This is a genomic window from Pseudomonas sp. R3-41 (genome assembly GCF_054161485.1).
Window position 1 is genome coordinate 6161647 of record NZ_CP096421.1, and the last position, 12479, is coordinate 6174125.

Consider the following 12479-nt stretch of genomic DNA (forward strand, 5'->3'; position numbering starts at 1 on the left):
TTTGATGACTGCGAAGTTGGAAAAAGTTCTGATCGCTAACCGCGGTGAGATCGCCCTGCGGATTCTGCGTGCCTGCAAAGAGATGGGCATCAAGACCGTCGCCGTTTACTCCAAGGCCGACAAAGAACTGATGCACCTGGGCCTGGCGGACGAATCCGTCTGCATCGGTCCGGCGTCGGCTGCGCACTCCTACCTGCACATCCCTGCGATCATCGCCGCTGCCGAAGTGACCGGCGCCACCGCCATTCACCCTGGCTACGGCTTCCTGGCGGAAAACGCCGACTTCGCCGAACAGGTGGAAAACTCCGGTTTTGCGTTCATCGGTCCGAAAGCCGACACCATCCGCCTGATGGGCGACAAGGTGTCGGCCAAGCACGCCATGATTGCCGCCGGCGTGCCGACCGTTCCGGGTTCCGACGGGCCGCTGCCTGAAGACGAAGAAACCGCTTTGCGCATCGGTCGCGAAGTGGGTTATCCGGTGATCATCAAGGCCGCTGGCGGCGGCGGTGGTCGCGGCATGCGCGTGGTGCACAAGGAAGAAGACCTGATTTCCTCGGCGAAACTGACCCGCTCCGAAGCTGGCGCGGCGTTCGGCAACCCGATGGTCTACCTGGAAAAATTCCTGACCAACCCACGTCACGTCGAAGTCCAGGTACTGTCCGACGGCCAGGGCCAAGCCATCCATCTGGGCGACCGCGACTGCTCGCTGCAACGTCGTCACCAGAAGGTCCTCGAAGAAGCGCCAGCACCCGGCATCGACGAGCAGGCTCGCCAGGAAGTCCTGGCACGTTGCGTCAAGGCCTGTATCGACATCGGCTATCGCGGCGCCGGTACCTTCGAGTTCCTCTACGAGAACGGTCGTTTCTACTTCATCGAAATGAACACCCGTGTTCAGGTGGAGCACCCGGTTTCGGAAATGGTCACCGGTATCGACATCGTCAAGGAGATGCTCAGCATCGCCGCCGGCAACAAGCTGTCGTTCACCCAGGATGACGTGGTCATCCGCGGCCATTCGCTGGAATGCCGGATCAACGCCGAAGACCCGAAGACCTTCATGCCAAGCCCAGGCACGGTCAAGCATTTCCATGCCCCGGGCGGCAACGGCGTTCGTGTCGATTCGCACCTGTACAGCGGCTACGCCGTTCCGCCGAACTACGATTCGCTGATCGGCAAGCTGATCACCTACGGGGCGACCCGTGAAGAAGCCATGGCGCGCATGCGCAATGCGCTGGACGAAATCGTAGTGGACGGGATCAAGACCAATATCCCGCTGCACCGCGACCTCGTACGTGACGAAGGCTTCTGCAAAGGCGGCGTCAACATCCATTACCTGGAGCACAAGCTGGGTAACCAGCACTGATGTTCCAAGGGATGTAGAAAAAGACCCCGGCTCATTTGAACCGGGGTCTTTTTTTTACAGCGGTCTCGGAATCAAGGATCAGGTCAACACAACCAGCGAGAACTCGTTCATTTCAAGTTGCGCCGCAGTCGCCGGCCTGCCCTGGCGGGTGCGAACAGCACCATTGGCATTGACCACCAGCGGTTCACTGCGCACGCGCGCCATGAATTTACGCGCACGCGTCGATACGGGGTCGGAACTGTTTTTCGCCCGAGCCAGCACCGGGATGTAATAGCGCTCGACCAGGCTCTGTGATGTCTTGAAGACCGATGTGATACCGTTTTTTAGATCCAGCGAAACACCGTAGGTATTGCCAAAGCAAGACGAATACGACCAGTAATCCCAGGTTGGCTGGAAGCCTTGGCGCCTCATCACCTGCCTGACCGGCTCACCAATGTCCGCCCCCGTCAGCCAGTCTCCGCCCACCAGGGTGACACGAACGTCTTTCGCAGGTCCGCCCAGGCGCGACGTTACAGCCTTGATGCCTCGCTCGATGAGTTTTCGAATGTTGTGATCGAAATGAATGACTGCCCCCATCCGGGTGGCGGGGTTGTACATCGACGCGACCACACAGGTCTGTGCATTCAACGAGAACAGATAATTGTCCGTCGCCGCCTCGCTGAACCTGGCTACGACGGTCTCGCCCTGCATCGCCCCTCTCGTCACGCTGGGGGGGATGCGCCCGGGAAATGCCTCCCGCAAATCATCGACTCGTCCCAAATAGCGCACACCGTCATTGCCGCCCCTCAAGCCGACAATGTTATGCGCCCACTTGCCATTCGCCATTCTGCGGATGGGCAGTTTGTATAACGCGCCGGGCCGGCTGGCGTCCACCAGGCACACGCCACCGAAATAAGGGTCTTCCTTGACTTGGAAATACCGGCCTCGGCTCCGAATGTAATAGGCGGCTCGCGGTTGCGATACGCTGGGCGGGCTACGGTAGGTCCCATAGAAGATACCCTCCTCGGTTACCGGCTTCAGGTTCTCGGGCGTTGCCTTGACTGCCTGCCCTGGCTTCAAGCGCAGGGGCTGGACCAGCGGCCCGGCTTCTTTGGCAGCGGCCGATGGCGCGGTTCTTTTCAAGCGCTGCGCCGACAACGACAGGGGCCTCAGCGCAAGCTTCAGGTTCATCGCCGTCCGCCCGAGTACTGCCGCCATGCTGGCCGCTCCCAGCACGGCGAACAACGCCCCCCAGGACACGGCCAGCCACTGTTCAAGTGCCTCCTGGGTATCGCCTCGCACATGTGCCACGATCGCCTGCCTGGTACTGATGCCGATAAAGGTGAGGTCCAGCAGCAAGACAAAGGGCGGATAGACCATGCACACGGGCACAGCCGCAAGCAGCAGTCCTTTGATGACCTGATGCTTGATGACCTCGGCGCGACTGGTGGTGACATCCTCCACATCGGTTATCGCGCGCTCGATGCAGGCGTCGAACTCTGCACCGATGTCGACCACCCGATTGAACTCTCGCAATGTATCGACGCGCGAAGAACCGGCCGCCAGGGCTCGCAGCGAACCGCCAACCTCGGAACGCGCCGTCAACGCTACCCGCTCCAGCACATAATCATGCAACCGCGCGGCGATGCCCCCGGCGAACGCCAGGTAGTTGCGAAACAGGATGCCGTCCGGGGCATCGGGCATGTAGAGCCAGTAGGAACCCTTGGGGTCAAAGTAGGCAAACACATAGACGCCCAATACCACATGCCCGCCGACGGTAAACTTGAGCACACCTTCACGTGTCACGGCCGTGCCGGGATATTTGGCTCGGTCATCAAGCCCGTTGTCGCTCAATAGCGTGACTTGGCGGGTGAGCCATTTGAATTGATCAGCGCTTAACAAAGACTGGCCATAGGCGATACGCAAGTCACGATCCATCCTCGCCAACAGCATGTGGCGACAAGCGGCGCGACGCTTCGAGTATTCCGGCGCACGGGTGTCGAGGAAGCCGGCGCGAACCTGCCTGGCGTATTGCTCGCCCAGGTACGCCCTGCGAATGTAGCGCGCCAGGTCAGCACTGCGGACCTGCTCCAGCGCCTGCCCAACCGAGGAGCGCACACCTTTGTTGGGATTATCGATGCCTGAGTTATCGTCATAGCCATGAATCGCCAATTCCAACAAGGTGGCGACCTTTCCCTGGCCAGCCAACCCTGGCTGGTAGTCGATAAGCACCGTTTCGGGATCCACGGGCTCGTACACGCCCTTGCTACGCATGTAGGGTTCAATCGCCTGCGCGACGGTACGTTTGGCGAAGCTCAAGAAGACTTCATAATCAGCGAGTTGATCATTGAAAACCTGCTGATGAACCCGGAACTCCTGGCCCAAGCCACTGATGTTCCGTCGCGACTCCAACGGCAACGCCGAATACCAACGAGGCGACTCGCTCATATCCACCTGCATCAGGTTATGGCGCAACCCCGTTAGCACAGCATGTTCGAGGCATGCCGCGAAACCTCGTACCCTCCCCCTGGGATCAGCGTTCAAATCCCATAGGGTTGGTTTCTCCGTCACGTTGACGAAGTATTCCCGGCCCCTGGAACGATCGACCGGTGAAAGTTGCTGTAATAAATACTCGCGACCGGCTTCGGCTGCGGTCCAGCCTCCGATTTCCGCACTGACGGCCCGAAGCGAAGCCAACCTGATCCATTCCTGGCCATTTGGCTTGCCTGGGGCATACAACAACAGCTGGCTGGCTTCCCCACGCACGTCCTGACGGTAAAACAGCAACAGATCGGCGCAGGTCAAGGCACCGGGTAACTGAACGTTGGAGACTTGCAATCCGCCCAAGGTTTGCGCCGAGGGCTCACTCCCCCATAACGCGTTGAGCTCACCGTGGCTGACTACCGTCATCTGACCGGCGCAACGTGCGACATACGCGCTGTACTTCACCCGCGCCATGAACCAATCGAGCATGGCGTCCTTGAGGTCCGCGCGGTTATATCGGCTCGACAATGCGGGCAAATAGTCAGCCGACGCATCCACTACAGCCAGCAATTGGCTGATGAACGCGGGTGCCAGGGGCTGGTTGCGTAACATGTCGCCATTTTCCACCAGCAATACCGAGACGGCATCTGGCCTGATCAGGCCCGCTGCCACCCACTCGCTCAGGCTATTGGTTCGCACGGGTTGGCCAATGACGGTTCGCCACTGCAATTGCACGCGGACATTATCCGGCTCGACATCCATGTCCAGCTCATGCCTGATGTAGTCCTTGGCCTGACGTCGGGCGAATGCTTTCAGCGAGCCGAAGCCGTCGAGCAAATCGTCGACCAGAGCCTGCGCTTGCACGGCGTGCGATTGCAAAGTCTCCAGCCAGTTTCGATCCACTTCGCCCAGCCAGCGTAGCCAATCAGGCAATTGCACGCGCGCCAACGCCGCCAATTGCTGCCGCTCCTGCTGGGTTGCCAACGTGGTCCATTGCACCAGCCGACGCCAGGAAACCTCTAGCTCCTCAATCTCCGCGCGCAGTGTTTCAACGTCCATTGCGGCCAATCGATCGGGTTGGAACATCGCGTCGACTGCCGTTGAATGGCGGGTGAGCTGCTCGCCGATGGACGCTTCAAGGGAGGTATCATCGACTGCCATCCTCCAATGTCGTCGCAGGTAATCCTTGTAGTGGTTGATGAAGCCCGAGACAGTCCCCTCCACCATCTGGGCAACGGCATCCCGGCGCTCCGCCGCAAACCCAAGGTCAGCCCCCCCAGGCCAGCGATACGGCGCATCTCGTTGTTCCTCATAATCCAAGGGTGCCTGGTCGACCATCCGTTGCAGGACCGTGTCGAGCAACGTGGCGATGTAATGTGAATCGACGTTGCCTTGCTGATAACGAGTGCGAAGTTCAACCAGCAGGTACTCTTCCAGCACCTCCAGCAGCCCCAACTGGGTTCGCATTCGTGCACCGATGACGGTTTGCCAGCGCGCCCACTTTTCCAGCGTCAACTGGGGCGAGGGGCCCCTTGACGCAGATACCAGCACCGCGCCATCCCTGTTTCGCTGCCACTCGGTCGTATTGTCCATGCACATCCTTCCCTGTTGTCTGGACCCGCACCTTATCCACCTCGCGACAGGCTATTGGCGTACATATATATATCGGAACACCCATCCGGACCTTCCAGGCCTCCCTTATCCACTTTGATGGCGACCTGGCGTACACTGCGCGCCTTTGCAGCCCCGCTGCTGCCCCCTGTCGATTTTTTCAAAGGTGCCCGCCATGCCTTGGCTGCAAGTACGTCTGGCCATCAGCCCGGAACAAGCCGAAACCTACGAAGACGCGTTTCTTGAAGTAGGTGCCGTATCGGTAACCTTCATGGACGCCGAAGACCAGCCGATCTTCGAGCCGGAGCTCAACACCACGCCGCTGTGGTCCCACACCCACCTGCTGGCCCTGTTCGAAGGCGGCACCGAGGCGGCCAGTGTGCTTGCCCATCTGGAACTGCTGACCGGCGGCCCGCTGCCCGAGCATCACAGCGAAGTGATCGAGGACCAGGACTGGGAACGCAGCTGGATGGACAACTTCCAGCCGATGCGTTTCGGCCAGCGCCTGTGGATCGTCCCGAGCTGGCATGCCGCGCCGGAGCCGGATGCGGTCAACCTGTTGCTGGACCCGGGCCTGGCGTTCGGCACCGGCACCCACCCGACCACCGCGCTGTGCCTGGAATGGCTCGACGGCCAGGACCTGAAGGGTTGCAACGTACTGGACTTCGGCTGTGGCTCGGGGATCCTGGCGATTGCCGCGCTCCTGCTGGGCGCCAAGGAAGCGGTCGGCACCGACATCGACGTCCAGGCCCTGGAAGCCTCACGCGACAACGCCGGTCGCAACAACATCGCCGAATCCCTGTTCCCGTTGTACTTGCCGCAGGACTTGCCCCAGGTCCAGGCCGACGTGCTGGTGGCCAACATCCTGGCCGGCCCGCTGGTGTCCCTGGCGCCGCAACTGTCGAGCCTGGTCAAGCCGGGTGGACGCCTGGCACTGTCGGGCATCCTCGCCGAACAGGGCGAAGAAGTCGCCGCCGCTTATGCCGCGGACTTTGACCTGGACCCGATCGCCAATCGCGATGGCTGGGTGCGCATCACCGGACGTCGGCGCTAGAATGAGCGCCTGTATCCACCGGATTGCCGCATGACTGACAGCTTCGTCACCCAGTGCCCGCATTGCCACACCCGTTTTCGCGTCAGCCATGCTCAATTGAGCGTGGCCCGCGGGGTGGTTCGTTGCGGCTCGTGCCTGCAAGTGTTCAATGCCGCACGACAGCTGCTGGAACAACGCACGGGCAAGCCAGTCGCGCCCGCCGTCGCGCCGCCCGCCAAGCCTGCCGCCGAAGCCCCACCCCGGGCCATCAGCCAGAAACAATGGAGCGCCGCCGAGCTGGACCTGGACGACCTGGACAAGGAACTGGCGCGCCTGGAGCGACGTGACAATCGCGCCCCAGGCAGTGCCGGTCGGCGTCGGGAAGACAACCTGAGCGCGCAACGCGATTCGCTTTCCGGCGAACAACAAGCCTGGCCCGACAGCCTGTACAGCGAAACCTCGGACGAACCCGTCGAAACCGTCCTCGATACGCCCTTCGAACCGTTCGAACCCCACGAACCGGCGCGGCCGCCGCGTACCGAACCGTCCCTGTCCCTGGCCCTCGAACCGCTGGAACCGGACGACGAACCCGTCGCCCCACTCCACCTCGCACCGGACGACGAGCCCGAAGAACACCTCGAGCGCCTGTCCGCTACCGACGACCACGACGACGAACCCGAGCCACCGCTGCCACTGCGCAAGTCACGGGAGCGCCAGGAGCCGGGCATACGCGCCGAAGCCCTCCACGACCTGGACGACGACCCGTTGCATCTGGACTGGCGCAAACGTCGTTCGCCCTGGGGCCGACGCCTGTTGTGGATTCTGCTGATCCTGCTCGCCGCCGCAGCCCTGGGTGGCCAGTACATCGCCTACCATTTCGAAGAACTGGCCCGCCAAGACCAGTACCGGCCATGGTTCCTGCAAATCTGCCCGACCATCGGCTGCGACGTACCGTCCAAGGTCGACATCGCCAAGATCAAGAGCAGCAACCTGGTAGTGCGCAGCCATCCGGAATTCAGCGGCGCCCTGATAGTGGACGCGATCATCTACAACCGTGCGCCCTTCTCCCAACCTTTTCCGTTGCTGGAGCTGCGCTTTGCCGACCTCAACGGGCACCTGATCGCCAGCCGCCGCTTCAAGCCCGGGGAGTACCTGGGCGGCGACCTTGAGGGCCGCGGCGAAATGCCGCCGCAGACGCCCATCCACATCGCACTGGATATCCTGGATCCGGGCCCCAAGGCGGTGAACTACAGTCTGAGCTTCCATTCCCCCGAATGAAGCCGGCCAGGGTCGGCCAATTGACGGCAGCTTTCTGACTGACCCCACCCAGACCAAACCGCTGGCGATAACAAAATAGCTGTTCAGATTTTATCCAATTCGATCTTTATCCAGTCATCGAGAGCGGGTATCATGCCAACCCTTTTTCGAAGTCTCATGATCCGGCCCCACTTCAGGGAAGTCCTATGTCGGCGGTACGCATCGGCCCATATACATTGCAGAACGGCCTGGTTCTCGCCCCCATGGCGGGCGTCACCGACCAGCCCTTTCGTCAGTTGTGCAAACGATTGGGCGCGGGCCTGGTGGTTTCGGAAATGGTCACCAGCGACATGAGTTTGTGGAACACCCGCAAATCGCGTCTGCGCATGATCCACGAAGGCGATCCCGAGCCCCGCTCGGTACAGATCGCCGGTGGCGACGCACAGATTCTGGCGGAGGCGGCCCGGGCGAACGTCGAGCTGGGGGCGCAGATCATCGACATCAACATGGGCTGCCCGGCGAAGAAGGTCTGCAACAAGGCCGCCGGCTCGGCGCTGTTGAAGGATGAAGCGCTGGTCACCGAGATCCTGCAGGCAGTCGTCGCCGCAGTCGATGTGCCGGTGACCCTGAAGATCCGCACCGGGTGGGACCGGGAGAACAAGAATGGCCTGGTGGTGGCGAAGATCGCCGAACAGGCGGGTATCACGGCGCTGGCGGTGCATGGCCGCACCCGTGCCGACCTGTACACCGGCGAGGCCGAGTACGACACCATCGCCGCGATCAAACAGGCGGTGTCGATTCCGGTGTTTGCCAACGGCGACATCGATTCGCCGGAGAAGGCCCGGTACGTGCTGGACGCGACCGGTGCCGATGGGCTGTTGATCGGCCGGGCCGCCCAGGGGCGGCCATGGATTTTTCGTGAGATCGAACATTACCTGCGCACCGGCGAAAAGCTCGCTGCGCCGCAGTTGTCCGAAGTGGAACGTATTCTGCTAGAGCATCTGGCCGCGCTACATGCCTTCTACGGAGAAGTCATGGGCGTACGCATCGCTCGCAAGCATGTGGGCTGGTATCTCGCAACCCTGCCGGGCGCCAGGGAGTTTCGCGCCCGTTTCAATCGTTTGGATGGTACGCAAGCACAATGCGCCGACGTTCAGGCGTTCTTCGCTGAGCGTTACAAGAGCCTGACAGGGGACGAAGGGGTGGCCGCATGACGATGATGACCGAGACTTTAGTGAGTGGAACAACACCCGTGAGCGACAACGTGAATTTGAAACAGCACCTCAATACGCCCAGCGAAGAAGGCCAGACCCTTCGCGGGAGTGTCGAGAAGGCGCTGCACAATTATTTCGCCCACCTTGAAGGCGCTGCCGTCACGGATGTGTACAACCTGGTGCTTTCCGAAGTCGAGGCGCCTCTGCTCGAAAGCGTGATGAACTACGTCAAGGGCAACCAGACCAAAGCCAGTGAGCTGCTGGGCCTGAACCGCGGCACCCTGCGAAAGAAACTCAAGCAGTACGACCTGCTGTAAGCATTCAATCGAACCAGAAAGGCGCCCGCATCAAAAACGGTCGCCTTTTTTGCTGACTTCCCTTGCTTTTGATGGAAATTGAAATGACCGACCAGACCACCCGCCTGCCGATCCGCCGCGCCTTGATCAGCGTTTCCGACAAGACCGGGATCCTCGAATTCGCCCGCGAGCTGCAACAGCTGGGCGTCGAGATTCTCTCCACCGGCGGAACCTTCAAGCTGCTGCAGGACAACGGCGTCGCCGCAGTGGAAGTCGCGGACTACACCGGTTTTGCGGAAATGATGGACGGTCGGGTCAAGACCCTGCACCCAAAAATCCACGGTGGGATTCTCGGCCGTCGCGGCATCGACGATGCCATCATGAACGAACACGGCATCAAGCCAATCGACCTGGTAGCCGTCAACCTCTACCCGTTCGAAGCCACCATCAACAAGCCTGGCTGCGACCTGCCGACCGCCATCGAGAACATCGATATCGGCGGCCCGACCATGGTCCGCTCGGCGGCCAAGAACCATAAGGACGTCGCCATCGTAGTCAACGCCAGCGACTATGCCAGCGTGCTGGAAAGCCTCAAGGCCGGTGGCCTGACCTACGCCCAGCGTTTCGACCTGATGCTCAAGGCCTTCGAACACACCGCCGCCTACGACGGCATGATCGCCAACTACATGGGCACCGTGAACCAGGCTGCCGAAACCCTGGGCACGGAAGGCCGCAGCGAATTCCCGTGCACCTTCAACACCCAGTTCGTCAAGGCCCAGGAAATGCGCTACGGCGAGAACCCGCACCAGAGCGCGGCGTTCTACGTGGAAGCCAAGCCCGCCGAAGTCGGCATTGCCACCGCCACCCAGCTGCAAGGCAAGGAACTGTCGTTCAACAACGTTGCCGACACCGACGCCGCGCTGGAATGCGTGAAGAGCTTCGTCAAGCCGGCCTGCGTGATCGTCAAGCACGCCAACCCGTGCGGCGTGGCCGTGAGCCCGGACGCCGAGGGCGGTATCCGCCAGGCCTACGAACTGGCCTACGCCACCGACACCGAGTCGGCCTTCGGCGGCATCATCGCCTTCAACCGTGAACTGGACGCCGAGACTGCCAAGGCCATCGTCGAGCGCCAGTTCGTCGAAGTGATCATCGCCCCTTCCGTCAGCGAAGAAGCTCGCGCCATTGTCGCCGCCAAGGCCAACGTGCGCCTGCTGGCCTGCGGCCAATGGTCGGCCGACCGTGCGCCGGCCTGGGACTACAAGCGCGTCAACGGCGGCCTGCTGGTCCAGAGCCGCGACATCGGCATGATCGGCAGCGAAGACCTCAAGGTCGTGACCCAGCGTGCCCCGAGCGAACAGGAAATCAATGACCTGATCTTCGCCTGGAAAGTCGCCAAGTACGTCAAGTCCAACGCCATCGTCTACGCCAAGAACCGCCAGACCATCGGCGTCGGCGCCGGCCAGATGAGCCGCGTGAACTCGGCCCGCATCGCCGCCATCAAGGCTGAGCACGCCGGCTTGCAAGTACAGGGCGCGGTCATGGCCTCCGATGCATTCTTCCCATTCCGCGACGGCATCGACAACGCGGCCAAGGTCGGCATCACCGCAGTGATCCAGCCGGGTGGCTCGATGCGTGACGCTGAGGTGATCGCTGCAGCCGATGAAGCCGGCATCGCCATGGTATTCACCGGCATGCGCCACTTCCGTCACTGATCCAACCCGATCGAAATGTGGGAGCGAGCCTGCTCGCGAATGCAATCTGCCAGCGACGTTGATGTTGGCTGACACACCGCTTTCGCGAGCAGGCTCGCTCCCACATAAAGCGCTCCAGCAGCGCCTTATAGAATTTGAGGTTTTTGAAATGAACATTTTGATCATTGGCAGCGGTGGCCGTGAACACGCCCTGGCCTGGAAAGTGGCCCAGGATCCCCGTGTGCAGAAGGTTTTCGTCGCACCGGGCAATGCCGGCACCGCCATCGAAGCCAAGTGCGAAAACGTCGCCATCGACGTCCTGGCCTTGGAACAACTGGCCGATTTCGCCGAGAAGAACGTCTCGCTGACCATCGTCGGTCCGGAAGTGCCGCTGGTCGCCGGCGTGGTCGACCTGTTCCGCTCCCGTGGCCTGGACTGCTTCGGCCCAACCGCCGGTGCCGCGCAGCTGGAAGGCTCGAAAGCGTTCACCAAGGATTTCCTGGCGCGTCACAAGATTCCGACCGCCGACTATCAGAATTTCACTGAAATCGAACCGGCCCTGGCGTATCTGCGCGAGAAAGGCGCGCCGATCGTGATCAAGGCCGACGGCCTGGCCGCCGGTAAGGGCGTAATCGTTGCCATGACCCTGGCCGAGGCCGAGGACGCCGTGCGTGACATGCTCGCGGGCAATGCCTTCGGTGACGCCGGCTCCCGCGTGGTCATCGAAGAGTTCCTCGACGGCGAGGAAGCCAGCTTCATCGTCATGGTCGATGGCAAGAACGTCCTGCCGATGGCCACCAGCCAAGACCACAAGCGTGTCGGCGATGGCGACAGCGGCCCGAACACCGGCGGCATGGGCGCCTACTCCCCGGCCCCGGTGGTGACCGCACAGGTGCACCAGCGCGTCATGGACCTGGTGATCTGGCCTACCGTGCGCGGCATGGCCGAAGAAGGCAATGTCTACACCGGTTTCCTCTACGCTGGCCTGATGATCGACAAGGCTGGTAACCCAAAAGTCATCGAATTCAACTGCCGTTTCGGCGATCCTGAGACCCAGCCGGTGATGCTGCGCCTGCAATCGAGCCTGGTCCTGCTGGTCGAGGCTGCGCTGGCCCAGGCCCTGGACAAGATCGAAGCCCAATGGGATCCGCGCCCAAGCGTCGGCGTCGTATTGGCCGCTGGCGGTTACCCGGGCGACTACGCCAAGGGTAGCGCGATACAGGGCCTGGACGCCGCGGCCCGGCTGGAAGGCAAGGTGTTCCATGCAGGCACGGCATTGAAGGATGGGCAAGTGGTCACGGCCGGCGGTCGTGTGCTGTGCGCCACCGCCTTGGGCGCCAGTGTCGACGCAGCTCAGCAGCAGGCCTACAAGCTTGCCGCCGAGATTGACTGGGAAGGTTGTTTCTACCGCAAGGACATTGGCTACCGTGCCATTGCCCGCGAGCGTGGCGAAAATCTGGAATAACCCAGCCATTCAGCCAGGCAAGGGTCTGCGGCCCTTGCCTGACTGTTCCGGCGCCGCGCATAGTTATAATCTGGCATCAACCTACGAAG

8 protein-coding genes are annotated in these 12479 nt (G+C 61.7%); 7 read left to right on the forward strand and 1 reads right to left on the reverse strand.

From position 1 onward, the window contains the following. Positions 1-4 precede the first annotated feature (4 nt). Entirely contained in the window at positions 5-1360 is a 1356-nt protein-coding gene (accC, locus tag M1D99_RS26650) for an acetyl-CoA carboxylase biotin carboxylase subunit (protein ID WP_186707891.1), read from the forward strand. A gap of 78 nt (positions 1361-1438) precedes the next feature. Here accC and M1D99_RS26655 read toward each other — a convergent pair whose 3' ends face one another. Beyond that, positions 1439-5416, reverse strand: coding sequence for a dermonecrotic toxin domain-containing protein (locus tag M1D99_RS26655; protein WP_458131038.1), 3978 nt, complete (start codon positions 5414-5416; stop codon positions 1439-1441). Positions 5417-5609: 193 nt separating this feature from the next. Here M1D99_RS26655 and prmA point away from each other — a divergent pair, with 193 nt between their 5' ends. The 6 genes from prmA (at position 5610) to purD (ending at position 12390) form a co-directional block, all read left to right on the forward strand. Beyond that, on the forward strand, positions 5610-6488 hold the full coding sequence (gene prmA, locus M1D99_RS26660; RefSeq protein WP_434572629.1) for a 50S ribosomal protein L11 methyltransferase: 879 nt from the start codon (positions 5610-5612) through the stop codon (positions 6486-6488). A gap of 30 nt (positions 6489-6518) precedes the next feature. After that, on the forward strand, positions 6519-7745 hold the full coding sequence (locus tag M1D99_RS26665) for a DUF3426 domain-containing protein (protein ID WP_458131039.1): 1227 nt from the start codon (positions 6519-6521) through the stop codon (positions 7743-7745). Positions 7746-7930: 185 nt separating this feature from the next. Next, positions 7931-8938, forward strand: coding sequence for a tRNA dihydrouridine synthase DusB (dusB, locus tag M1D99_RS26670; protein WP_434572633.1), 1008 nt, complete (start codon positions 7931-7933; stop codon positions 8936-8938). Beyond that, on the forward strand, positions 8935-9255 hold the full coding sequence (gene fis / locus M1D99_RS26675; RefSeq protein ID WP_003186237.1) for a DNA-binding transcriptional regulator Fis: 321 nt from the start codon (positions 8935-8937) through the stop codon (positions 9253-9255). Before dusB ends, fis begins: the two co-directional genes overlap by 4 nt. Before the next feature lie 83 nt (positions 9256-9338). After that, entirely contained in the window at positions 9339-10946 is a 1608-nt protein-coding gene (gene purH / locus M1D99_RS26680) for a bifunctional phosphoribosylaminoimidazolecarboxamide formyltransferase/IMP cyclohydrolase (protein WP_458131040.1), read from the forward strand. Positions 10947-11094: 148 nt separating this feature from the next. Next, entirely contained in the window at positions 11095-12390 is a 1296-nt protein-coding gene (gene purD, locus M1D99_RS26685) for a phosphoribosylamine--glycine ligase (RefSeq protein WP_458131041.1), read from the forward strand. Positions 12391-12479: the final 89 nt, after the last annotated feature.

Bases quoted from the DNA above. Each gene is read 5' to 3' on its own strand.
- accC (WP_186707891.1), top strand. From the start codon at position 5: ATGACTGCGAAGTTGGAAAAAGTTCTGATCGCTAACCGCGGTGAGATC.
- M1D99_RS26655 (WP_458131038.1), bottom strand. From the start codon at position 5,416: ATGGACAATACGACCGAGTGGCAGCGAAACAGGGATGGCGCGGTGCTG.
- prmA (WP_434572629.1), top strand. From the start codon at position 5,610: ATGCCTTGGCTGCAAGTACGTCTGGCCATCAGCCCGGAACAAGCCGAA.
- M1D99_RS26665 (WP_458131039.1), top strand. From the start codon at position 6,519: ATGACTGACAGCTTCGTCACCCAGTGCCCGCATTGCCACACCCGTTTT.
- dusB (WP_434572633.1), top strand. From the start codon at position 7,931: ATGTCGGCGGTACGCATCGGCCCATATACATTGCAGAACGGCCTGGTT.
- fis (WP_003186237.1), top strand. From the start codon at position 8,935: ATGACGATGATGACCGAGACTTTAGTGAGTGGAACAACACCCGTGAGC.
- purH (WP_458131040.1), top strand. From the start codon at position 9,339: ATGACCGACCAGACCACCCGCCTGCCGATCCGCCGCGCCTTGATCAGC.
- purD (WP_458131041.1), top strand. From the start codon at position 11,095: ATGAACATTTTGATCATTGGCAGCGGTGGCCGTGAACACGCCCTGGCC.